Raw genomic sequence first — 23,986 nt, 5'->3', positions numbered from 1 at the left:
GTTCAAAGTAAGTGTGTTTAATCAGTGTAGTAAAGTTAAAACAATGTAATCAGTTTATTAATGAGACATTAGACCAGTTAAACTTAACGTAAAGTTTATAATTCCGCCACCTAAATTTTCAATAAATTCGATTACTTGACGATTTGCTATGTTAAAATCAAAAAAATTTTATAAATTGGTATTTATATGCAAACTTATCAAGCAACTCCAAATGCACTTCAAAATAAAGTAATTTTAATTACAGGTGCCGGCGATGGTATTGGCCGCGTAGCAGCAATTACCTACGCAAAGCATGGCGCGACAGTTATTTTACTTGGTAAAACTACAAATAAGCTCGAATGCGTTTACGATGAGATTGTCAATGCTGGTTACCCTCAGCCTGCTATTGTGCCAATGGACTTAAAAGGCGCGACAAAACAAAACTACCGCGATTTAGCAGCTACAATCGAAAGTCAATTTGGCCGATTAGACGGCTTATTGAATAATGCCGGTATTTTAGGGTCGCTAGGGCCACTTGAGCACTTTTGCTCTTCTACGTTTGAAAACATCATGAAAGTGAATGTTACTGCGCAAGCAATGATCACCAAAGCGCTATTCCCTGTGCTGCGTAAATCAGAAAATGCCTCTATTGTTTTCACTTCATCAAGCGTTGGCCGTAAAGGGCGCGAATTTTGGGGGCCTTATGCAATATCTAAATTTGCAGTTGAAGGCATGATGCAAACATGGGCCTGCGAAGTAGGTAAAACCAATATCCGTGTAAATTGTATAAACCCTGGCGCAACGCGTACCTCTATGCGCGCATCAGCCTACCCAGGGGAGGATCGCGATAAGCTTGCTACCCCCGAAGATTTAATGCCAACGTATTTATATTTAATGAGTGATGACTCGAGCGATGTAAACGGTGAATCTCTCGATGCGCAACAAAAAAAGTAAACTACATTTTGTCCCGTCCTGAAATAGGTTGACGGCTTTAATGAAAGACTTGGTGCGAAAGCGCCAGGTCTTTTTTATGCACTTGATTTGGTGTTTTCATATCCAAACTTAAGTGCGGTCGCATTTCATTGTATATAAATATCGATTCTTCAACGAGCTGTTTTAACTCTGCCATATTGCGACATTTATACAGTAAAAACTCTTGCTTTAATATCCCGTTAATACGCTCTGCTAATGCGTTTTGATAACAGTCATACCCATCGGTCATCGATGGTCTAATGCCCTCTTTTAATAGCGCATTTTGATATACTTCAGAGCAATATTGTAAACCTCTATCTGAATGATGAATGGCATCACGTTTATATACGCGTTGCTTAATTGTCATTTCTAATGCTCTGACTACATCGGTTGCTTTCATTTCATCACTCAGCTCATAACCCATTATTTTTCGACTGTAAGCATCAGTGACTAACGATAGGTAATGCACGCCTTGCGCTGACTTTACGTATGTAATGTCACTAACGAAGACTTCCTCGGCCGCAGTAGGCATGTATTACTTTAGTAAATTGGGATACTTGCGCATCCAATGGTTACTGTTTGTTGTTTTAGTGTAATTTTTCTTTGGTTTTACAAGAAAGTCATGCTCTCTCAAATAATCAAAAAAAAAAATCACGACCTAGTTTAATGCCACGCTCTTGCAGGTCTGGCTTTATCATCAGATAAAGTTTCTTCCCACCAATACGAGGCATGAATTGCCGCCAGTACATCACTAATTCTTTGACTGGCTCCAATTCTTTATTCCGAGCATCTATTCTGCGCATAGCTTGATAGTAACCTTGTCGCGTTACGCCATATGCACGGCATAACGGAGTAAGCTTTATTTGATGGTTTTCTTTTGCGCGCGTGATAGCTCGGATATGTACTTTTTTCGCAAGCCCGCTCCATATTCTTCATCCATAATATTAATCATTTCATCTTTGATTAAATCCTTTAGGCGTAACTCTTCTATCTCGCGCTCTAAACGTTTAATTTTTTGTGCTGGGGTTTCTTTCGATTTAGGCATGTTGGCTATATAAGTTGGTTTAGACCAATCTAATTTACCATGTTTTCGCAGCCATACCAGAACGGTACTGCGGCCTTGAATACCGTAATGACTTTGCGCTTGTTTATAGGTGAAGTCGCCTTTTTCTACTTGCTCAACAATAGATAATTTAAAGCCTAATGTATAATCTCGCTGAGTACGCTTAACGTCTTTAGTTTTAGTGGTTTTCATAAAATAAGTCCTAAATGTGTAAACACATTTCAGGACAAGACATTTTTAATTATAAAAAAAGCCGCATACATTGCGGCTTTTTTGTCGGTAATCTTTTTGTAATTATACCTATTCGCTTAATTAAGCGAGCTACTTTGAGGCTAGAAAAACGTGTTATTCGCTTGGCAAAAAATTCGCTATTTAGCTGTGCTAAATGAGCATTTTTTTACCTAGGTAACGACACGTTTAGCCCCGCAAAATGATTAAGTATTATTACGTATTGGTATTACTTACGCTTAGTTTGCTTAACACGTTGGTTATGCTTTTTAACCGCTTTACGAATTTGGTTAATTTTAGCACGCTTATCTTTGCGTTTTTCAGGCATAACCGACAGTTTAGTTTGTGTTTCGCGGCCTAATTTAACGGTTTTACGTAAATAGTTGACGGTTTCTAAATCAAGTTCAGCCCAGCCACCTTGAGGAAGGCGCTTATCTAGCTCTAATTTTCCGTAACGAATACGAATAAGGCGCGATACTTCTACATCCTGCGATTGCCATAAGCGGCGAACTTCGCGGTTACGTCCTTCGTTTAGCGTTACATTGTACCAACGGTTAATGCCTTCACCACCCAAAGATTTAACCGTTAAAAACTTAGCTGGACCATCTTCTAGCTCTACGCCACGCGTTAGGTTTTTAATGGTTTCATTGGTCACTTCACCAAATACACGGGCTGAATATTCACGCTCAACTTCATAACTTGGGTGCATTAAACGGTTCGCTAACTCACCATCGTTGGTAAATAACATTAAACCTGCCGTGTTAATATCTAGTCGACCAACAGCAATCCAACGCTCACCTTCTATGCGTGGCAAACGGTCAAAAACGGTACGACGTCCTTCAGGGTCTTTACGTGTACTTAACTCCCCTTCTGGCTTGTTGTACATAATTACACGACAAATACGGTCGGCTTTTTCTTCAATTTTTACGCTGTGGCCATCAACACGTATTAAGTCTGTTTCCTCAACACGGTCACCTAATTTAGCCACTTTACCATTAACACTAACGCGGTTTGCATCAATGTATTTTTCCATTTCACGTCGTGAGCCTACCCCTGCACGGGCTAGGACTTTTTGTAACTTTTCACCTTGAATACTCATTCGGATGGTTCTCTCACAGAAGGATCACTTAATAACTGGTTTATTTTACTTTCCTGTTGCGCTGGCAATGCAGGGAGTTCATCTAAACCGGTTAACGAAAAATAATCTAAAAATAATTTTGTTGTTGCATAAAGCGCTGGTTTACCAGGTACTTCTTTATGCCCTACTACTTTAACCCACTCTCGCTCAAGGAGGGTTTTAATAATTGCTGATCCGGTTGTTACGCCTCGTACTTGCTCTATTTCACCACGCGTTATTGGTTGCCTGTAGGCAATTAACGACAATGTTTCTAGTAGTGCGCGAGAGTACTTAGGTGCCCGTTCTTGCCATAAATTACTAAGCCAAGGGCTTAAACTACTACACGCTTGAAAGCGATAGCCACTGCCTACTTCAACTAGCTTAATGCCACGTGTTTGATAGTGGGTATGTATAGCGTCTATTGCAGTGTTAATTCGTGACATTGAAATAGCTAAATCAGCCAATACGGTATCTTTTAAGTGGCGTTTGCTAACAGGTTTGTCTGCGACAAATATAGCCGCTTCAATGATCTCAATTAATTGTTCATCACTAATTCGACGACCCGCCATAATAATTTGCTTTGCCCTTTAAAATACGTAGCCATCTATTATGACAGAACATCGCAAAAGGGGGAAAATATATCTGCTTTTAAAACAAATTAAATGCACAAAAAAGCCAGCAATTAATGCTGGCTCTTATGTGTAGCGTATTTAGCTAATATTAGCTGTTTTTATAATGCTTTAGTGCATCATCTTCAGCAACGGCTTTACCGTATTTGCTAATGTAGCCTTTAAACTCACCTTTACTGATGCGTTTATCATTGTTGCCATCCATGTAACCAAAATGGTTTGAAATATCATCATCGTCAGCTTCTTCTACTGAGATGTAACCATTTTTGTCGTTATCTAAACTTCTAAAATCATTTTCGATTTTATCAAATTTAGCTATTTTAGCTTTAAACGCCGACTCACTTACTTCGCTATCAGTCGCTACCTTACCGGTATTTAACTGCATGTAAGTGTTAAATTCTTTACGACTGATCTCGTTATCCATATTGGTATCAATATTTGAAAAGTGGCCCCAGATGCTATCGTCATCTGCTTCTACTTTTGAAATATAACCATCACTGTCGTTATCTAAACTTGCAAAATCGCTATCGATTTTTTCAAGGCCTTGGTTTGAGGCACAAGCGGCTAAACTTAACGAAGCTAAAATAGTTGTTGCGAGTGTTAACTTTTTCATAAGACGTATCCTTGTAGTTAGTAAATGTCACTTTAACTAATACAAGTCCAATGCCAAAGTGCACAAGCCGCCAACAATCAATAAGTTACGTGTATTTAGCTTATTTTATATACATTAATCAATTACTTAGCTTTGCAATGATTGCTGCATACCTTGTAATTTTTGCAAAAAAATACCCAGTACAAACTGGGCATTATTTTAATCTACATGTTACCGCGCAATTAGATTGCTGCGTTTTGGTAACGCTTTACAAATTCAGTTACGTTTTGTCCGTTACACTTTAATGAGTTTAAGTTACCAATTTTTTGGCGAACAGGCGCAAGGCCTTGCTTTAACGCTGTGATACATAACTGTGTTTCTTGGTGTGCATCTTTTGCAAACACTTCAACTTTTGATTCAGCAGCTTGGTTAGACGTTACTTTTTTAGCAATGTCGCGAATATCTTGACCATTACATAAAACACTTTTAGAAAAACGCGATAAGTATACACCGTGTTGTGCTGCTTCTTTACGCGCTGCGCTAAAGCCTTCATTTGCACTTAATACACATAATTTAGATTCAAGTTTATTATCTTGGCTAAAGTAAGTGTTGCTTTTTGCTGATACAGACGCAGAGGCTAATAAAGCAGTAGCTAAAAGTAATTGTGTTTTCATGAGAGAGATCCTATTTGAACGACTAAACAAGTAATTTTTGCGCATTATATATTCAATCATTACGAGATCAATTGAATTTTTTATTTATTTAAATAATTAATAAAGCATTTACAATGTTTAAACTTTACGCACCAATTGATCAACATTTGCGCAGCTATTTTCTCATTTCGATCATGTTATGTAGGCTTATTTACTGATACAATTTAGTTATAAAAACAGAGTCTAATTAAAGGTAAATTTTATGAAGGTTATTTCTTTCAATATCAATGGTCTGCGAGCTCGCTTACACCAGTTACAAGCAATTATAGATAAACACCAGCCAGACATTATTGGTTTGCAAGAAATTAAAGTTCATGATGAGGCGTTCCCTCTCGAGGACGTACAAAAAATGGGTTACCACGTTTATTTTCATGGTCAGAAAGCGCACTACGGTGTGGCAATGTTATGCAAAAATGAGCCTAAATCGGTCTTAAAAGGTTTTGCCAGCGACACTGAAGAAGCACAAAAACGCATGATAAGTGTGACAGTTGAGCAAGAAAATGGCCGCGACCTAACGGTAATGAATGGTTATTTTCCACAAGGCGATAATATAAATCACGAAACAAAATTCCCTTATAAGCGCCAGTTTTACAAAGATTTAATGACCCATTTACAAACAAACCACACGCCCGATGAAGACGTTATCGTTATGGGCGATATCAATATTTCGCCTACCGATTTAGATATTGGTATTGGTGAAGTAAACGCTAAACGCTGGCTTAAAACAGGTAAGTGCTCGTTTCAACCAGAGGAGCGCGAATGGCTTGCTAAATTATTAAATTGGGGCTTTAAAGATACCTTCAGAGAGCAAAACCCTGATACAAGCGACAAATACTCGTGGTTTGATTATCGCTCTAAAGGGTTTGTGGATAATCGTGGCCTACGTATTGATGTTGTACTTGCTACCCATGCCCTTGCCGAGCGCTGTATTGATACCGGCATAGATTACGAATTACGCGGCATAGAAAAGCCCTCTGACCATGCCCCTATTTGGTCAACTTTTAAATAATTGCTATGTTAACGCTTAAAATGCAAGGGCTACTTTGGGCCCTTGTTTTAATTATTACCTTTATAAGCGTAGAAAAAAATACCTATAAAGCACTTTATAAAACGCCTGCACGGCAAATAGGGGTACTTGCGTGTGCGTTAGTGTTTGCCATGTTATGGCAAATTAAAGCGGGTATTTTAAGCGGTCTTGATTTACACATTTTAGGTGTAACTGCCGCAACGCTAATTTTAGGGTGGCGCCTTGCTATTTTAAGTAGCCTGCTGGCCAGTGCCCTATTGGCGGCTTTTGCAAACATTGATCTTAACCTTTTGCCCATGCAAATACTGTTTGGTGCATTTATTCCTACATTATTAAGCTACCTTGGCTTTATAATGAGTTATCAGTATTTACCGCGTCACTTTTTTGTTTATATTTTTGTATGCTCTTTTATATTGGCAGGCTTTATTGCATGTCTAAAAATAAGCTTAGGGGCTTTGTTTTATTTGCTTATAGGGCAATATAATTGGCAAGAATTGGCAGATAATTACGTATACCTAAGTGCTATCATTTGGTTTCCTGAGGCAATGCTCAACGGTATGGCCATTACGCTTTTGATCACTTATCGGCCACACTGGGTCAAAACTTTTTATGATAAGGACTACCTAGACTCATGAGTCTGCAATACCAATGCCCTTTATGTAACCACGCACTTTTAAAACATAATTCATCACTTAGATGTGACAATAATCACACCTTCGACTTTGCCAAAGAAGGCTATGTAAATTTATTACCGGTGCAACACAAAAACTCAAAGCAACCGGGTGATTCGCTTGAAATGGTACAAGCAAGACGTGCTTTTTTAGAGCAAGGCTTTTACGCATTTTTACAGCGCGCACTAAGTAATATAATTAGTGAGCGCAAACCAAACGTGCTAATAGATTTAGGCTGCGGCGAAGGATTTTATACTCATGCCATTGCCGATAAAATAGAGGCGCAGGTATACGGCGTCGATATTTCTAAATCAGCCGTAAAATATGCAGCAAAGCGATACCCACAATGTCATTTTAGCGTTGCATCAATTAGCCAGGCGCCTTTTAAGTCAGGCACTGCTGACGTATTACTGAGTGTTTTTGCGCCTCTGTTTGAGCAAGAGCTGGCGCGTTTAGCAGCGCCAAATGCCACATTAGTAGTTGCAAGCCCAGGGCCGTGGCATTTAAAAGAGCTTAAAGAATATATTTATGCAGATGTAGCAAAACACACTGAAATTGACACGCCAAGCGGCTTTATAAAAGCAGATCAAAAGCTCATTACAGAGCAGGTTACGCTTAATTTTTCAGATATTAAAAATTTAATAATGATGACACCATTTGCGTGGAAATTTAGACCTGAACATTGGCAAACTCTTGAAGAAAAAGGCGCCCAAAGCGTCACCCTATCGTTTTACATTACCGAGTTTAGTAAAGCCGATTGATGTTTTAATAACGAGTGTTTGTGAGGAAATTACTAACAGGCTATATTGAGTCAGCTCATATGCCAGAGGGAGTGTTATAAATAAATAGAGCAAAGCGTGCGCTCTGCTCATACACTTATAGATAAATGCGCTCTAAAATTGCTCTTTAGTAAACGCTTTATCCATTTTATCAAACATGTCTTTTAATAAGTGTGCAAGTTCCATATAACGGGGCTTGTTTTCGCTTATTTGGGCTTGATAGCCATTTGCCACCATTTTGGTATATAACTCGTTGTACCATTTTTGCATGCTCGGTTCTAATGGTGTTTCGGCTCGCTTACCTAACCAAAACAAGCCTTGCAACGGCAACGATAAAAAAAACAATGCACTGGCAATCGCTTGCGGTAAAAAATCGGGGCCTAAATAGTTAAGCTGAAAAAATAACGTAAGCATGGCTAATATTGGCATTACAGTAATTGCCAGCTCGGTTGCCTTAATTACTTTAAATTCGTTAAACAACGGTGCTAACTCTTTACGCATAGGCCATTTTTTTGCATATGCCCTACCCGTTTGTAATTGTGACATCACACTTTTTTGCATCATGACTCCTCACATCTAAACTTTTAAACCCGTAGCGCCTGCTTGCCACTGCCTGTAAGTGTAACACAAATAAATAGCTTCACACTTTAGCAGTAAAAGTTATTGTTTTTGTATATATAAGCAACTAAACACTAAACTAAATTTATTAACTGGGTTAAAATACTCATCTTATAAATTAGACTTTAGTCGCTTTTTTATCACCTATATGGTGGCTAAGTTTACCTTTAATTTGCACCATAAGTGTATTGTTCATATCTTAACGTACACTTACTAAATTTATTGTTTATGGAAACTGTATCTATGCCAACTACGCCCTCTAAATCACAACACGTTTTAGTATTAAACTGTGGTAGTTCGAGTTTAAAATTTGCCATTATTGATGCTGATAACGGGCATGAAATTATTTCGGGCTTAGCTGAACGCCTAGGTTCAGAAAATCCATCTATTAAATATAAATACCAAGGTGATAAAACCGTTATCACCTTAGCTGCTAATCAGGCGCATGATGAAGCCATTAATACGCTTGTAAGCCTAATTAAAGATCACCACTTAGATGAGCATTTAATTGCCGTAGGCCATCGTGTTGTACACGGTGGTGAGCACTTTACTCAATCTGCATTAGTGGATGAAAAAGTTATTGCGGGTATTTCAGATGCTTCAAGCCTTGCCCCTTTACATGGCCATGCAAACTTACTGGGTATTTCATCAGCGCAGGCTTCGTTTGCTGGTTTGCCACAGGTTGCTGTTTTTGACACTGCATTTCATCAAACCATGGATAAAGTAGCCTACTTATATGCACTCCCTTACAAGCTATACACAGAGCACGGTGTTCGCCGTTACGGTATGCACGGCACAAGCCACTATTATGTAGCAGGCCAAACCGCTAAATTAATTAATAAGCCTGTTGAGCAAAGCAATTTTATTAGTGCGCATTTAGGTAATGGTTGTTCTGTGTGTGCAATTAAAGGCGGTAAAAGTGTAGATACTAGCATGGGCTTAACCCCGCTTGCTGGGTTAGTAATGGGCACCCGCAGTGGTGATATCGACCCTGGTTTATTTAACTTTTTAACAACACAACTTAATTATGATGCAAAACAAATCGACAACTTACTTAATAAAGAAAGTGGTTTGTTAGGTATTAGTGAACTGTCTAACGACTGCAGAACCATAGAAGAAGCCGCTGTAGCTGGCCATGAAAAAGCCGCCCTTGCACTTGACATTTTTTGCTACCGCCTTGCTAAACAAATTGCCGCCTACATGGTGCCATTACAGCAGTTAGATGCGCTTATTTTTACCGGTGGTATAGGCGAAAACTCAGATATTATCCGCGAAAAAGTAATCACACAACTGGCGTTTTTAGGCCTAGATTGCGATAAACAAGCCAACTTAGATGCGCGATTTGGTAATGAAGGCATTATTAGCTCTGACAACACGATCACTAAAGCGGTTGTAATGCCAACTAATGAAGAATGGGTAATTGCCCTTGATGCCGCTAACATTGTGAAGGAGCTTTAATTATGGCACGTCGTATTATGTTAATTCCGGTTTCTACGGGTGTTGGTTTAACATCTGTTTCTGTCGGGTTAGTGCGTGCGCTTGAGCAAAAAACCGTGAAAGTTAACTTTTTCAAGCCAATTGCCCAACCACGTACGGGTGAAACAGGCCCTGAAAAGTCGACTCAAATTATTATGCAAGGCTCATCAATTACCCCACCAACTCCCTTTGCATTAAGCTATGCAGAGCAAATGATTGGAGATGGTAAAGGCGATGATTTACTTGAAGAAATAGTAGAGCGCTTTGAAAGTAAAATTAACGATGACGAAGTGGCTATTATTGAAGGCATGGTGCCTACTCGCCGCCAACCTTACGCAGGGCGTGTAAACCGCGAAATAGCCCAAACTCTGGGTGCCGATATTGTATTTGTATTAACCCCTGGTAATTACACCATTACGCAAATTGAAGACCGTTTAGAAATTGCTGCTGGGTATTATGGTGGCATTGATCACCCGCGTGTTTTAGGCTGTATTTTTAACAAAGTGAATGCCCCGCTTGATGAAGAAGGCCGCGCCCGCGCTGATTTGGTCGATTCATACAAAGCAGAAGAGCTCGATAACGAATTAAACCGTTTAGCTTCTTTACCTATTTTTAGAAAAAACCCATTTATGCTGTTAGGCGCCATCCCGTGGGACTTTGATTTAGTTGCGCCGCGCGTTAAAGATTTAAGCGCGTATTTAAAAGCCACCATAATTAACGAAGGCGACATGCTACACCGTCGCTTACGCCGTATTACATTTTGTGCGCGTACTGTATCAAACATTTTGAACCACTTTACACCGGGCGCATTATTAGTCACCCCGGGCGATCGTTCAGATATTTTAGTCGCTGCGTGTTTGTCGGCCATGAACGGCACTAAAATTGGTGCTATTTTACTTACCGGTGGTTTTGAACCAGAGCCGCGTATAATGGCGCTGTGTGAACAAGCAATGCAAACAGGCTTGCCTATTTTAGCCACAGAGGCCGATACTTGGCGTACATCATTACTACTGCATAATTTTAATATGGAAGTACCAAGCGATGATGACCAACGTATTGAAAAAGTAAAAGATCACAACGCAGAATATATCGATTCTGATTGGCTCGATACGCTTGCAAAAAATGTTGGTAAAACACGTAAGCTCTCTCCTCCTGCGTTTCGTTATTTACTTACAGATAAAGCCCGTAAAGCAGCTAAAACAGTGGTACTTCCTGAAGGAAATGAGCCGCGTACTATTAAAGCCGCGGCTATTTGTGGACAACGTGGTATTGCCAAAACAGTATTACTTGGCGATCGCGATGAAATAATGCGTATTGCCGAGCAACAAGGTATTGAGCTTAACGAACATGTAAGTATTGTTGAGCCAAAATCGGTGATTAACGACTATGTTGCACCTATGGTCGAAATTCGTAAAAACAAAGGCTTAACAGAAGTCGTAGCACAAGAGCAATTACAAGATAATGTTGTACTGGGCACTATGATGCTTGAGCAAGGTAAAGTCGATGGCTTAGTATCTGGCGCTGTTAACACAACAGCTAATACAATTCGCCCACCGCTGCAGTTAATTAAAACCGCTCCAGGGTCATCACTTGTATCGTCTGTGTTTTTTATGCTGCTGCCTGACCAAGTACTGGTATATGGCGACTGTGCAATTAACCCCGACCCTAATGCAGAACAATTAGCAGATATCGCTATTCAGTCAGCCGACTCTGCAGCCGCGTTTGGCATAGAGCCACGTGTTGCCATGATAAGCTACAGCACAGGTACTTCTGGCTCTGGCGCCGATGTTGAAAAAGTGCGTGAAGCCACGCAAATTGCTCAACAAAAACGTCCTGATTTAATTATTGATGGGCCATTGCAATACGACGCTGCGATTATGGAAAATGTTGCTCTTAAAAAAGCACCAAATAGCCCAGTAGCCGGTAAAGCTACGGTATTTATTTTCCCAGACCTTAATACCGGTAACACAACCTACAAAGCCGTACAACGTAGTGCCGATCTAATCAGCATAGGGCCTATGCTACAAGGTATGCGAAAGCCCGTTAACGATTTAAGCCGTGGCGCATTAGTCGATGACATAGTGTACACCATTGCACTTACGGCTATTCAAGCAGCTCAAGTTGAAGCGCTCGAAAACGCCTAAATCAAACTAGTGCTTTTTATAGCCTAGCTAATATTTACTTATTAATTAGTTAGTTAGGCTATTTATACCTACCAATTCCCATACTTATCCACAGAAATTGTGGGTAAGTTTTAAATCCTTATTACCCACAGCCACACAGCCTTTATTTTAGTGGCTGTTACACCTTTAATTTAAAGCCAATAATCTATACTATTAACTGACTCTATACGCTGTTTGCAGGTTATTAATGTCAAAACAAACATTACAATTACACAGCACGCTGTTGTCAATTCATAGTTTAGAAGTGGATGCAGACATTCCTGTAGCGCTATTAAAATTACCCCTATTTTTTATTTCTAAAACTCACGATGAGCTTTCTATTGTTTGCCCTAGTCATTTTGCTATTGAGTGTTTAGATACAGAGCCTGATTGGCAAGCACTTGAAGTGGTTGGCCCGTTGGGGTTTTCTTTAACGGGGATTATGGCCAATATATCTGGCGTGCTTGCAAAGGCTAATATTTCTATTTTTTCCATCTCAACCTACGACACAGATTATATTTTGGTAAAAAAACACACTGCGCAGCAAGCCATCACTGCACTTAAAAACGATGGCTACAATTTAGTAGTAGATCAATAAATGAGAGCAGCCTCTATCGAGTTTTTAGCGCAAAATAAACTCCCCGCCAGCGCATTAAAAATTACCAGCCCCTTTAGCGGCAAAGTCATTGATTTGAACCTGCACCCTGAGCCCTTTTTTAAATTTTCTACCCTTGGGCCAACCATGTTGGTTGCACTAAGTAATCATAAAATTTTAGCGCCCTTTGATGGCACTCTAGTGCAGGTTAAAAATGCAGGATGTGAATTTATTCTCCAAGCAAATAACGGTTTAAAGGTTCTCATTAACTTGTCACTACCGGCGCAGCAGCCTATTACACACACACATATTGCACAGCTAAATGGCAGCAAAATAAGTAAAGGGCAGCGCTTAGCTTACTTTGATTTACGCGAACTTAAATCGCCCTTACTAGCCAGCTTGGTGCTATTAAATGGCCATAACTTAGGCACTTTTCATTATTCACACACGCAAGTAAATGCGGGTGTAGACCCCCTTTTAACTATTATTAAGAAGAACTAAACCTATGATCACTCTTTACGGCATTAGTAATTGCGACACCATTAAAAAAGCCAAAAAATACCTCGCCGACAACAACATAGATTTTACCTTTCACGATTACCGAAAAGACGGTGTAAACGAGCAGCTTGTAAGTGAATTTGCTGAGCATATTGACTGGGAGCAATTAGTTAATAAGCGTGGCACAACCTATCGCGCACTCTGTGATGAGCAAAAGCAAAACCTAAGCAAAGACACTGCTATAACATTACTTGTAGAGCAACCAGCTATGATCAAGCGCCCAGTGCTTGTTAATGACAACAGCTACCACTTAGGCTTTAAAGCTGCGCAATACGATGAGATATTTAAATAATGACACATGAAGTAATTGCACTTGCACAAGCGCTTATTCAGCGCGAGTCGGTAACCCCTGAAGATGCGGGTTGCCAATCAATGATGAACGAGCGTTTAAAAGCCCTAGGCTTTAATATTGAGTCGTTATTTTTTACCGATACACTCAATACATGGGCCCGAAAAGGAAACCAGTCGCCACACTTTTGTTTTGCTGGTCATACCGATGTAGTCCCTACAGGACCTGCACAAAACTGGCAGCACCCGCCATTTTCAGGCTTAATTGAAGATGGTTTGCTGCATGGCCGAGGCGCAGCTGATATGAAGGGCTCTCTGGCGGCAATGCTTGTTGCTACTGAGCGCTTTGTGGCTAAAAACCCTGATCACAAAGGCTCTATCTCATTTTTAATTACCTCCGATGAAGAAGGCCCCTTTATCAACGGCACAACCAAAGTAATAGACACGCTTGAAGCACGCGGCGAAAAAATTGATATGTGCTTAGTGGGTGAGCCTTCATCGCGAGATGTACTCGGTGATGTAGTAAAAAATGGCCGTCGTGGCTCCCTTACTGGCTTTTTAAAAGTAAAAGGTGTGCAAGGCCATGTAGCCTACCCCCACTTAGCACAAAACCCAATTCATTTGGCTGCCCCCGCCATTACTGAACTGAGCCAAACAGTGTGGGACAACGGCAATGAATTTTTCCCTGCAACCAGCTTCCAGGTATCAAATATAAATGGTGGCACGGGGGCCGGGAATGTCATACCGGGCGAGCTTGAGGTGCAATTTAATTTTAGATTTAGTACCGAAGTAACTCATCAGCAACTACAAGAACGGGTTAATGCTATTTTACAAACGCATGACTTAAACTACGAATTAAGCTGGATAGTAAATGGCTTGCCGTTTATTACCGAGCATGGTCCGTTAGTTGATGCCACTGTAAATGCGATTAAATCTGTCACGGGGTTAACCACTAACCTCGAAACCACCGGGGGTACATCAGATGGGCGCTTTATAGCGCAAACAGGCGCAAAAGTGATTGAACTAGGCCCGCGCAACGCCACTATTCATAAAGTAGATGAATGTGTAAGCACCGATGATTTAATCGCTTTAGCTGATATTTACGAGCAAATTTTAGAGCAATTGTTAACCTAATGGCACTCGATACCAATACATTAGCAATGTGTATCACTGGACAAAGTGATACACACCTCACTGAGATTCAATCGCATCGGTTACATACTGATATTATTGATGACTTTTTAGCCCTGCAAAATGGCGCTAAAAATGCTGGTTTTGAGTTGACTATTGCCTCAAGTTTTCGCGATTTTAATCGCCAAGCTATGATTTGGAATAACAAGTTTTTAGGTATACGCCCTATTTTTAATAAACAGCAACAGGTAGTGGATTTAAGCCAACTAAATGAGCTGGAAAAATGCACGGCTATTATGCTCTACTCTGCCTTGCCAGGGGCTAGTCGGCATCATTTAGGTACCGACCTTGATGTGTATGATACCGCTGCAATTAACGATGACTATAAGCTGCAACTTACCCCTGATGAATACCAACATGGTGGGCCATTTGCGCCACTCAGCCAGTGGCTTGATAAAAATCTAGCTAAATATGGTTTTTATCGCCCCTACAAACAGGATTTAGGCGGCGTAGCACCTGAACTTTGGCATATTAGCCATATTAAGCAATCTCAGCGGTTAGTAAACACATTGAGTGAAGCGATGCTTTACGAATGTATAAGCAACAGCGATTTAGAGGGTAAGTCAGCTATTTTAGATAATTTACCCGCGCTATATAAACGTTTTATAACAAATGTAAGCCCGCCTTAATAGCGGGCTTTTATTCACTTTAAAAGCCATCAGTACTGATAAAACGTGGCAACTTTTATTGGCATTACCGCGCTGTATGCTTATTTAATATAAACACCAATACCGAGCCAAGTATTAGTGAGCTTGCAATAATAAACTCCACTGTTACCTGCTCAGATAAAAACAACATACCTGCAATAGCAGCTAGTACAGGCACGCATAACTGTACAACCGCCGCTTGCGTGCTTTTTAGTAGCGGCATGGCCACATACCAAATACTGTAACCAATGCCTGATGCAATGGCGCCCGAGGCGCACGCTAGTAACACACCTTGCATACTTACTGTTTTTAAATAGCCTATTGCTACAAGTAATAAAACAGGAATAGCCACTAAGCTTCTTATAAAGTTAAAGGCGGTGGTCCGCAGCGGCGATACACACGCTTTACCACGTATACTGTAAACGCCCCATGCAACACCACTTAACGCCATAAGCGAGGCCCCTAACAAAGAAGGCACAGCGGCAGAAGGCAACATTAAATACACAAATCCAGCTAACGCGACAAAAAAAGCCCCCCACTGCAATTTACTCAGCTGCTCTTTTTTATATATGCCCCAACCAATCATGGTAAGTTGCACCGCTGAAAATAAAATAAGCGCACCGGTGCCTGTATCTAGCTCTATATAAGCAATAGAAAAACAAAGTGCATATACCAATAAACTAATACTGCTTCGCCAACTACCGGTATCACTTAAAATAGCATCATTCAGCGCGCCCTTACGCTTAAGGTTATACGTATATACAGCCATAATTAAGCCTAAACACACGGCACCACTTACGAGCCTGATAATTGTAAAATTCCACGCATCAATATAACCTTGCGCTAACGCCATACGGCAAAGTAAAGAATTTGCCGCAAAGGCTATTAATGCAACGAGGGTGTATAAAGTGGCTTTCAAAATCGCTCCTTAACTAAAACCTTATAATGAGATGCTTTAAATTGGCTTGCTCAGCCAGCGCTGTATTTAAACAGCTGAGCCATTTAGCTGTAAAGCGGCATTGTTGTAATTACTCTAATCTTATTCGCAGCATTATAACTTTATATACTGCTAAATTGCTGTAATTAAGCGTCTATCCTCTGGTATTCACAAGCTATTCATGATGATTTGCCTACCTTAAATACACGTAATTTAACTAACGCGCGCTGACCTTAGGGAGGATAATTTTTAAATCCTCACAGGTCTATATACCCTAAAGTAGGCTACGCTTTTTTACACTATTTCACACAAATCCAAAACCAGAGTATGTTAATCTTTAAAACCTAACTATATAGGAGTGCTCAGTGCGCCAAAGTATAATTTTAAGTGTTTGTTTTATATTAAGTGGATGCAGCACCATAGGCTTTAATGATTTATTTAACGACTATGCAAGCCAAATGACGCCTGTAAGAAACGCAATTCAAAATAACAATATTGAACAGGCTCAATCACTTATTGCCAACAATAGTAAGTTACACAGTAGCTATTTACTTAACCAATTAGAGCAAGCCCGTTTAAAAGACCTTGCTAACGAGCAAAGTCTTTCACAACAACAATTTGAAAACGTATACGCCCAGGTACAAACAAAACGAGAAGCAGCAAAAATTCAATTAAGTGCAGGGCTTGAACAAAGTAACGCCTTATTTACTAACGACTCTGCTATTACTTATGTACCACCGGCATATGAAATGAGCATGCTACATAGCTACAAAGCACTTAATTATGTATACAACAGTGATTTAGAAGGTGCCTTGGTTGAAATACGTCGCGCTAACAAAGTACAAGTCGATGCGCTTGCTGATAATAAAACACAAATAAACGACACAATAGAGCAAGCACAACAGCATTACCCAAGTATGAGTAATGTGACACGCGGTATTAAAAATGGTTTTCAAAATGCCTTTACGTTTTATTTGTCTGCGCTGTTGTACCAAAGTGATAAACAATACGATGATGCCTACATTGATTATAAAAAAGCATTAGAGATTCAACCTGACAATCACTACTTACAGCAAGATGTAATGCGATTAGCTAAAAAGCAAGGTTTTAACCAAGATTTAGAAGAGTTTGAGCGCCGCTTTAGCCCATTAAAGCCCCTTCATGCTAATCACGGTGAAGTGGTTATATTGGTTGAACAAGGCTTAGTGCCTAAACAAGATGAATTTAAATTACGCTTGCCTATTTATACCTCAGGTGGCGATGCGCGTTTTTACAGTTTAGCAATGCCGGTTTATAAAGATAATGCGTTTATAGCTAATATTAATGGCGTAAATATAGGTTCGAAAAATTTAGAGCTCAACCCGTTAGTGCATATAGAAGCATTAGCGGCTAAAACATTAGAGCAACAAATACCGGCTCGCGTATCTAGGCAAGTATTACGCTTAGTAGCCAAAGAAAAAGTGCGCGCAGAGCTTGCACGTAGCACAGGCGATGTAGGCAATATCATTGCTAATATTTATAATTTGGCGTCTGAGCAGGCTGATACACGTAGCTGGCTCACTTTACCTAATCAAATAAGCATGGCACGTAGCAGTTTAAATGCAGGGTCGCATACACTTTTAATAGGCAACCATGCGCCTATTAATTTTATCGTTAGTAAGCAAGGGTTAACCTTAATTTACCTAACCTCTATTAATAACTATTTTAACTACCATGTGGTTCAACTCTAGGAGTCATCATGAAATATACTTTGCCATTAGTGGCTGCATTAATGCTTGGGGCATGTGCAAGCCAACCTGATACATCAGGCATTTCGGTTGAGCAAAGCAAAAATACATTTAACGAGCAGTTACATGTTGATAATCCTGCTCTAGGTGAAAAGCTTGCCATTACCGACGTTAAAACACGCCAAACAAACCAGTTAACCGACGTGGTAGTAACACTAAGCAGCCAATATAAAAAGTCGCAATATTTACAGTATCAGTTTAATTGGTACGACAAAGACGGGTTTGTAATTAAAGGAAACCACTCACCTTGGCAAGCCTTAACACTGTTTGGTTTTTCTAAAACACAATTACCCGGCTTAGCGCCAACACCGGATGCGGTTACATTTTCGCTCGCTGTAAGAGAAGTGTCTACCGACGCACAAGAATTTAAAGAATAAGGGTTATAAAAATGATCACTACACAATTTAAAACGTTATCGAGTTATGCAGTTATTGGCCTCAGCGCACTCATTTTAAGCGGTTGTGCCAATAAAGCCGTAGTTAGTTATGGCGACGCGCAAGCAGTAGAAACCACCGATATAAACTTTGGCTCTACCGATTTACAAAAAGTAGCCAGCCAAATGACCGACTCACTACTTAGCTCGCCGGTTATTGGCACAATGACCCAAAACAAACGCCCTGTGGTATTTGTTGAGCGCATTAAAAATAAAACCAGTGAACACATAGACACTGAATCTATTACCGACTCAATCTCTACGCAACTGTTGCGCAGCGGTAAGTTTCGTTTTGTTGACATGACCCGTGTTGAATCAGTACGTGAGCAGCTTAACTTTCAAAACGAAGATGCCCTTGTAAACCCTGCCACCGCAGTTGCCTTTGGTAAACAAATTGGTGCGCAATACATGTTGTACGGCAACTTATCGAGCATTGTTAAATCAAATGCTGATAAATCAGATGTGTATTACAAATTTACAATGCGCTTAATGGATATGCAAAGCGGTCTAGTCGAGTGGGCAGACGAAACTGAAATTCGTAAAACAAAAGAAAAATCGACATTTGGTTGGTAATAGTACCAATTAGCTTAATTAACTGATCTATTTTGAGGCTGGATAAACGCGTTGAGAGTTCGGCAGAAAATACTATTTAGTTTGTTTTTAAATGAGAATTTTTAACACCGGTAGTGACACGTTTAGCCCCAAAATATTTAAGTATTTTTGCGCATTGGTATACATTTCCACGCAAAGGCAAAAATATTGCCTTTGCGTAACACCAATAGGAGACACCTATGAAAGCCTTAACCATAGCAATGTGTGCATTGCTTACACTCAGTGCACCAAGTTTTGCTAACTATGAGCGAAACAAAGCCGTGCCTGTACAACAGGTTTTATTTGGCGATGTAAAATCTGTACGTAAAATTACCGAACAAGAGCTTGTGCAAGACAAAAACAATGGCTGGAAAACCTTTGGCGGCGCCCTACTCGGGGGTGTTGTCGGTAATCAATTTGGTGGTGGGAGCGGTCGTACCGTCGCCACTATTTTAGGCTCAGTCATTGGCGGAAGCGTGGCGCATAATAATCAGCAAAAAAGCTATTATAAGCAAACACACCTAGTAGAGTTATTGATTCAGGTAGAAAACGGCGATCAATACATGGTGGTACAAGACCAAGACCAGTCAATGCGCTTTAGTAAAGGTGATAACGTACGGTTGGTCTATTTAAGTGATAATACTGTAAGAGTTGACCGCGCGTACTAATAAGCCCTATCAGCATTATCGCGTAAATAAAAAACGAGCTATTTAAGCTCGTTTTTTATTTTACAGCGCATTAGTTGGAATTAACTAAACTTGGCGATAGTCTTTAAAAAAGCGCTGCATTTTAAGCATCGCACTCGATAAATCGTCTTTGTTAGGTAAAAACACTAACCTAAAGTGATCAGGCTCTGGCCAATTAAATGCACGCCCATGCACTAACAATATTTTTTCTGCTTTTAGTAAATCAAACATCATTTTTTCATCATCAGTGACATTAAAATGAGCCGTATCTACCTTAGCAAAGGCGTAAAGCGCCCCTTTTGGCTTTTTACAGCTTATCCCTTCAATAGCATTAAGCCCACGCCAAGCAATATCGCGCTGAACATATAATCGCCCGCCTGGGTCGATTAAGCTATCTATTGATTGCACCCCCCCTAGCGCTTGTTGTATCGCATATTGCGCGGGTACATTGGCACACAAACGCATAGACGATAAAATATCTAGCCCTTTGCGTAAATCTTCCATTGCTGAGGTGCGCCCGCTTAGTACCATCCAGCCCATTCGAATACCTGCCGCACGGTAGGTTTTAGCTAAGCCATTAAAGGTAATAATGGGCACATCGTCACATAGCGCACCAATTGAAGTGTGGGTGATGCCATCGTATAAAATCTTTTCGTAAATTTCATCGCTAAGCAATAACAGCTTATGCTCGCGCGCCACATTAATTAACTCTAAAAGTAAATCGTCACTGTAAACCGCGCCGGTTGGGTTATTAGGGTTAATTAGTACAAGCGCTTTTGTTTTGGACGTAATTTTACTTTTTATATCGGCAATATCCGGAAACCAATCTTGCTCTTCATCACATAAATAATGAACAGGGTTGCCGCCTGCTAATTTAACTGACGCGGTCCACAGAGGGTAATCAGGCGCAGGAATAAGCACTTCATCATCGTTATTTAATAACGCTTGGGTGATCATTTGAATAAGCTCGCTCACCCCATTACCAATATAAATATTATCTACATCTAAGTTATGTAAACCTCGTTGCTGGTAATGTTGATAAACCGCTACACGGGCTGAATATAACCCCTTAGAGTCGCAGTAGCCTTGGGCCGAATACAAATTACGAATAATATCGCGGTGCATGTCCTCTGGCATATCAAAACCAAACGCCGCAGGGTTACCAATATTAAGCTTTAGTACCTTTTGACCTTCGTCTTCCATTTTTTTGGCTTGTGCTAAAACCGGTCCACGAATGTCATAACATACACCTTCTAATTTGTGACTCTTTTTAATATCTGACATTTTTACCTCTTTGGGGCGAACTGGCTTTATGGAAAAAAATAATTAACTAGGAGTGGGTTTTATTCAATGTGAGGGTTATAACCTAATGGGCTCGGTAAAATTGTGTTACTAGCCCAAGGGTGGTCCTTGGGCAATGCGTGATCAAATTTATTATCGAGAGGCCAAACACGCCCTAGTAAAGTCTAAGACTACCCTAGTAAAGGCGTAAAATGCCAGCGTAATTAGTTGCTTAATACTGAAATAAATTCACGTTAACAAATAAAGTTAATTAGACTCTACCCACGCTCTTAATTGGGCCTGCGAAGCACTTACTTGCGCCAATAAATCAGTTGATGCAGTAACAGCTTGCGCTAAGTTATCTTGATTTAGATTAAGCTCAATATCACGGGCTACATCAGATAAACTCGTGGCACCAAACTGTGCCGCGTTCGACTTTAAACTATGGGCATGACGAATCGCCGCTTCTTTATCGTTACCAATGGTTGCAATTACTTCATTACCAAGGCGCTCAAATTCACTGCAGCAAAATTCAAGTGTATCTTTAAACTGCTCACCAAGTAACGACTGCATACTTTCTAAAGCAGCCTCATCTATTTGTACTTCTGTCATATTTTAAGCCCTTCTAAACATTCCGTGTCATTTTATAATTAATAGTATTACTGTATATCTATGCGTAAAAAAATCCAACTTTATTACTTTATAAATGTATAATTATCAAAATACACTCGCAATAAAAAGTTTAATTAATGACTCGCCAAGTTTGTGAACGCTGTTTGTTTACGCCCTCTACCTGTATATGCGGGGCCATTAAACGTTTAACAAATAAAGTTAGCGTGGTTATTCTACAACACCCCAGTGAAGAAAAAATAGCGAAAAACACGGCAAAATTGCTTAATTTGAGCCTAACTGACTGTAAAATAATCAAAGGGGAAAATAACACCGACTTTGCCATGCTCAACTCTTTACCTGTTAAGTCCACGGTACTGCTCTACCCTAATGAGCACGCCACCAACTTAGATGATACAAACCCAAAGCAAGCCTTAAGTAACATTACGCATTTGGTCGTGATTGATGGCACCTGGAAAAAAGCCTATAAAATTTTGCAGCTGACCCCGCTACTCACTAAATTTAAAACAGTGAGCTTTAAGCAGTTACCGCAAAGCCGTTACGCTATTCGAAAAGCCCCTAGAGCCGACAGTCTTTCTACGCTTGAGGCCGTTGCACATAGTTTGTTGTTAATAGAGCAGTTAAACCCTGCTCCACTTTATAATTTATTAGATGAATTAATACAAAAACAAACCCAACACATGCCCGAACACGTAAAAGCACGTTACTTAAATTAGCCACCATTAAATGTAAATGCGTAATTACCCAAACAGATTAAAACGCGGATTCACTCGTAAAGGGCCAGACTACCGCTTTGACGACCAAGTTGACTTTAGTGATATTAGAGACACCTTTGGCTTTAGATCTATGGTTGTAGGAAAATGGGTGACCAAAGAAGAGCATTTTATTAGTGCAAACTTAATTTACGACGCCCTCGCCGACCTTGCTCAAATATTACATTTACCGCCCAAAGCTATTGGTCTGCGCGGCAAACTAAATTTTGCCTTTGGGCATGGTGGTCAAAAAGGCGTACAAGCGCATTATAACGCAGCTTCACAAACCCTTGCTTTAGCAAAAAACGCCGGCGGTGGCGCATTGGCTCACGAATGGTTTCATGCGTTTGATCACCATATAAGCGAGCATTTATTTAATGCAAAACCTCGCTTTGGTTTTGCATCAAAATTATGGCTTTCAAATACGCCAAATTTATCGCACCCACTTAATAGTGCGCTAAACGATTTTTACAAAAACGTGTTTTTAGATTTTGATGGGGAAGATGCGAATGAATTTGTACAAACGTGCATAAAACACGACCAAGCGCATAACATGAACTACATGAGTATGCCTGAGGAGTTAGCCGCGCGCTGCTTTGAAGCCTGTATAGATGCTCACAGCACTATTCAAAATAGCTTTTTGGTTAGTGGCTTAAAAAGCAGTAATTTAATATACCCAAGTGCTCAGCATATTAATAAAGCAAATGAAGCGCTTAATAAGTATTTTGAACTACTAGGTTATGCACTTCATAAATCTCAATAAGCCACAAACTACCTTGTAAACTTTAATTACGTGAAAAATCTTACATTTAATCTATCCTATCCTAAAGCATTAATAATTTTAAAATAAGTAGCAATTAAATGGTAAATACTGATTTTTCAAATAAAAAGCATGGCGCTATCTCTTTTGTTTATATTGTTCCCTTAACTGTAATTGCAATTTTATCTATCTGTATTCACTTTATGCTTGATGAAGTCATTGAAGCGCAAACCGATACTGGAAAACTCGTAAATGTAAGTGGTCAACAAAGAATGCTTTCGCAACGGGTGAGCATGTTTACTTTAGAGTACTTAATGTATGGCTCGCAGGATTCTAAATTACTTGCCATTAATGCTTTAAACTCTTTAAAAAATAATCATAAATACTTATTAAGTGAGCATTATGGGGCGCAAGTATTAGGCGATGAAAGCCCGCTATCTAAGGAGTTGTTAGCAATGTATTTTAAAGAGCCTATTAATGTCGATAAAAAATTAAGTATGTTTTCGGATAGAGTTGAAGAAGTACTCAAGTTAAAAACACAAACACTTAATTTAGATACAGCGCAAGAAAGCTTTTTTTCTTTAGCAAAAGAGCCGCTTTTAAAAGCGTTTAATACGGTAGTTATGCAGTACGAAAAAGAGAGTGTTGACAGGGTTAAAAGGCTGCACACTATTCAAGGCATTGTAATTATAGTTATTTTATTATCTATATTAGTCGAGTTTTTACTCGTTTATAAAGCCAGAAATAAAAAACACATTTAATATCAGTTTAAGCAATAATGTACATTGGTATAAATTATTAAGCGTTTAAGCTAGCAAAAAAAG

Annotated in this window: 26 protein-coding genes and 1 pseudogene; 18 read left to right on the top strand and 9 right to left on the bottom strand. The window is 39.8% G+C overall.

Annotated features, from left to right (window positions below):
- The first annotated feature begins 186 nt into the window (after positions 1-186).
- On the top strand, positions 187-933 hold the full coding sequence (locus AN390_RS06120; RefSeq protein ID WP_004587787.1) for a YciK family oxidoreductase: 747 nt from the start codon (positions 187-189) through the stop codon (positions 931-933).
- Between the two features lie 37 nt (positions 934-970).
- On the opposite strand, the pseudogene AN390_RS19610 reads toward AN390_RS06120, so the two are convergent.
- The 5 genes and pseudogenes from AN390_RS19610 to AN390_RS06085 form a co-directional block, all read right to left on the bottom strand.
- Positions 971-2,206, bottom strand: a pseudogene (locus tag AN390_RS19610) (IS3 family transposase).
- A 265-nt stretch (positions 2,207-2,471) separates the two neighbouring features.
- Positions 2,472-3,341, bottom strand: a complete 870-nt coding sequence (gene rluB / locus AN390_RS06100; RefSeq protein ID WP_024034032.1) for a 23S rRNA pseudouridine(2605) synthase RluB — start codon at positions 3,339-3,341, stop codon at positions 2,472-2,474.
- Positions 3,338-3,928, bottom strand: coding sequence for an SMC-Scp complex subunit ScpB (gene scpB, locus AN390_RS06095; RefSeq protein WP_024034031.1), 591 nt, complete (start codon positions 3,926-3,928; stop codon positions 3,338-3,340). Before scpB ends, rluB begins: the two co-directional genes overlap by 4 nt.
- Positions 3,929-4,079: 151 nt before the next feature.
- Complete coding sequence (locus AN390_RS06090) at positions 4,080-4,601, bottom strand: EF-hand domain-containing protein (protein WP_004587784.1); 522 nt, start codon at positions 4,599-4,601, stop codon at positions 4,080-4,082.
- 221 nt (positions 4,602-4,822) lie between these two features.
- A complete protein-coding gene (locus AN390_RS06085; RefSeq protein ID WP_004587783.1) occupies positions 4,823-5,254 on the bottom strand; it encodes a hypothetical protein in 432 nt (143 codons plus the stop codon).
- Positions 5,255-5,495: 241 nt separating this feature from the next.
- On the opposite strand from AN390_RS06085, the gene xthA reads away from it, so the two are divergent.
- From xthA to AN390_RS06070, 3 genes are read left to right on the top strand one after another with little or no spacing between them, the layout of a single operon-like run.
- Complete coding sequence (gene xthA / locus AN390_RS06080) at positions 5,496-6,302, top strand: exodeoxyribonuclease III (RefSeq protein WP_029772525.1); 807 nt, start codon at positions 5,496-5,498, stop codon at positions 6,300-6,302.
- Positions 6,303-6,307: 5 nt separating this feature from the next.
- On the top strand, positions 6,308-6,955 hold the full coding sequence (locus AN390_RS06075; RefSeq protein WP_024034028.1) for an energy-coupling factor ABC transporter permease: 648 nt from the start codon (positions 6,308-6,310) through the stop codon (positions 6,953-6,955).
- Positions 6,952-7,752: a putative RNA methyltransferase gene (locus AN390_RS06070; RefSeq protein ID WP_029772082.1), complete on the top strand. Its 801-nt coding sequence runs from the start codon at positions 6,952-6,954 to the stop codon at positions 7,750-7,752. Before AN390_RS06075 ends, AN390_RS06070 begins: the two co-directional genes overlap by 4 nt.
- A gap of 132 nt (positions 7,753-7,884) precedes the next feature.
- Here the strand turns inward: AN390_RS06070 and yfbV are convergent, their stop codons facing one another.
- Positions 7,885-8,331, bottom strand: a complete 447-nt coding sequence (yfbV, locus tag AN390_RS06065; protein WP_024034026.1) for a terminus macrodomain insulation protein YfbV — start codon at positions 8,329-8,331, stop codon at positions 7,885-7,887.
- 300 nt (positions 8,332-8,631) lie between these two features.
- Between yfbV and AN390_RS06060 the strand changes: the two genes are divergently transcribed.
- From AN390_RS06060 to AN390_RS06030, 7 genes are all read left to right on the top strand, one after another.
- On the top strand, positions 8,632-9,846 hold the full coding sequence (locus tag AN390_RS06060) for an acetate kinase (RefSeq protein ID WP_055253268.1): 1,215 nt from the start codon (positions 8,632-8,634) through the stop codon (positions 9,844-9,846).
- A gap of 2 nt (positions 9,847-9,848) precedes the next feature.
- Positions 9,849-12,008 (top strand): phosphate acetyltransferase, encoded by a 2,160-nt coding sequence (gene pta / locus AN390_RS06055; RefSeq protein WP_055253267.1) that lies wholly within the window; start codon positions 9,849-9,851, stop codon positions 12,006-12,008.
- 226 nt (positions 12,009-12,234) lie between these two features.
- On the top strand, positions 12,235-12,624 hold the full coding sequence (locus AN390_RS06050) for an ACT domain-containing protein (RefSeq protein ID WP_004587776.1): 390 nt from the start codon (positions 12,235-12,237) through the stop codon (positions 12,622-12,624).
- The gene (locus AN390_RS06045) at positions 12,625-13,122 is read left to right on the top strand and encodes a PTS glucose transporter subunit IIA (RefSeq protein ID WP_004587775.1); all 498 of its coding nucleotides are present in this window, start codon (positions 12,625-12,627) and stop codon (positions 13,120-13,122) included. It begins immediately after the preceding gene.
- A gap of 4 nt (positions 13,123-13,126) precedes the next feature.
- On the top strand, positions 13,127-13,471 hold the full coding sequence (locus AN390_RS06040; RefSeq protein ID WP_055019375.1) for an ArsC family reductase: 345 nt from the start codon (positions 13,127-13,129) through the stop codon (positions 13,469-13,471).
- Positions 13,471-14,601: a succinyl-diaminopimelate desuccinylase gene (gene dapE / locus AN390_RS06035; RefSeq protein ID WP_055253265.1), complete on the top strand. Its 1,131-nt coding sequence runs from the start codon at positions 13,471-13,473 to the stop codon at positions 14,599-14,601. Before AN390_RS06040 ends, dapE begins: the two co-directional genes overlap by 1 nt.
- Entirely contained in the window at positions 14,601-15,287 is a 687-nt protein-coding gene (locus AN390_RS06030; protein WP_055253264.1) for a M15 family metallopeptidase, read from the top strand. The genes dapE and AN390_RS06030 overlap by 1 nt, the downstream gene beginning before the upstream one ends.
- A 64-nt stretch (positions 15,288-15,351) precedes the next feature.
- Here AN390_RS06030 and AN390_RS06025 read toward each other — a convergent pair whose 3' ends face one another.
- Complete coding sequence (locus AN390_RS06025; protein ID WP_054982394.1) at positions 15,352-16,224, bottom strand: DMT family transporter; 873 nt, start codon at positions 16,222-16,224, stop codon at positions 15,352-15,354.
- Between the two features lie 383 nt (positions 16,225-16,607).
- Between AN390_RS06025 and AN390_RS06020 the strand changes: the two genes are divergently transcribed.
- From AN390_RS06020 to AN390_RS06005, 4 genes are all read left to right on the top strand, one after another.
- On the top strand, positions 16,608-17,972 hold the full coding sequence (locus tag AN390_RS06020) for a COG3014 family protein (RefSeq protein ID WP_055253262.1): 1,365 nt from the start codon (positions 16,608-16,610) through the stop codon (positions 17,970-17,972).
- Positions 17,973-17,980: 8 nt separating this feature from the next.
- Positions 17,981-18,406: a YcfL family protein gene (locus AN390_RS06015; protein WP_024032667.1), complete on the top strand. Its 426-nt coding sequence runs from the start codon at positions 17,981-17,983 to the stop codon at positions 18,404-18,406.
- A gap of 11 nt (positions 18,407-18,417) precedes the next feature.
- Positions 18,418-19,035, top strand: coding sequence for a penicillin-binding protein activator LpoB (gene lpoB, locus AN390_RS06010; protein WP_024032666.1), 618 nt, complete (start codon positions 18,418-18,420; stop codon positions 19,033-19,035).
- 218 nt (positions 19,036-19,253) lie between these two features.
- Entirely contained in the window at positions 19,254-19,721 is a 468-nt protein-coding gene (locus tag AN390_RS06005) for a glycine zipper 2TM domain-containing protein (protein ID WP_004587767.1), read from the top strand.
- A gap of 84 nt (positions 19,722-19,805) precedes the next feature.
- Here the strand turns inward: AN390_RS06005 and AN390_RS06000 are convergent, their stop codons facing one another.
- Both AN390_RS06000 and AN390_RS05995 read right to left on the bottom strand, forming a co-directional pair.
- Positions 19,806-21,023 carry a pyridoxal phosphate-dependent aminotransferase gene (locus AN390_RS06000; protein WP_004587766.1) on the bottom strand — a complete coding sequence of 406 codons (1,218 nt, stop codon included), beginning with the start codon at positions 21,021-21,023 and terminating at the stop codon, positions 19,806-19,808.
- 264 nt (positions 21,024-21,287) lie between these two features.
- On the bottom strand, positions 21,288-21,632 hold the full coding sequence (locus tag AN390_RS05995; RefSeq protein ID WP_055253260.1) for an Hpt domain-containing protein: 345 nt from the start codon (positions 21,630-21,632) through the stop codon (positions 21,288-21,290).
- Between the two features lie 137 nt (positions 21,633-21,769).
- Between AN390_RS05995 and AN390_RS05990 the strand changes: the two genes are divergently transcribed.
- The 3 genes from AN390_RS05990 to AN390_RS05980 all read left to right on the top strand — a co-directional run bounded on the left by AN390_RS05990 (position 21,770) and on the right by AN390_RS05980 (position 23,923).
- The gene (locus tag AN390_RS05990) at positions 21,770-22,366 is read left to right on the top strand and encodes a tRNA-uridine aminocarboxypropyltransferase (protein WP_055253258.1); all 597 of its coding nucleotides are present in this window, start codon (positions 21,770-21,772) and stop codon (positions 22,364-22,366) included.
- 16 nt (positions 22,367-22,382) lie between these two features.
- Complete coding sequence (locus tag AN390_RS05985) at positions 22,383-23,165, top strand: CLCA_X family protein (RefSeq protein ID WP_055253256.1); 783 nt, start codon at positions 22,383-22,385, stop codon at positions 23,163-23,165.
- 98 nt (positions 23,166-23,263) lie between these two features.
- Complete coding sequence (locus AN390_RS05980; RefSeq protein WP_055253254.1) at positions 23,264-23,923, top strand: type IV pili methyl-accepting chemotaxis transducer N-terminal domain-containing protein; 660 nt, start codon at positions 23,264-23,266, stop codon at positions 23,921-23,923.
- Positions 23,924-23,986 lie beyond the last annotated feature (63 nt).

The sequence above is a fragment of the Pseudoalteromonas sp. P1-11 genome, from assembly GCF_001399995.1.
Taxonomy (GTDB): domain Bacteria; phylum Pseudomonadota; class Gammaproteobacteria; order Enterobacterales; family Alteromonadaceae; genus Pseudoalteromonas; species Pseudoalteromonas atlantica.
This window is presented reverse-complemented; position numbering and strand designations above follow the sequence as displayed.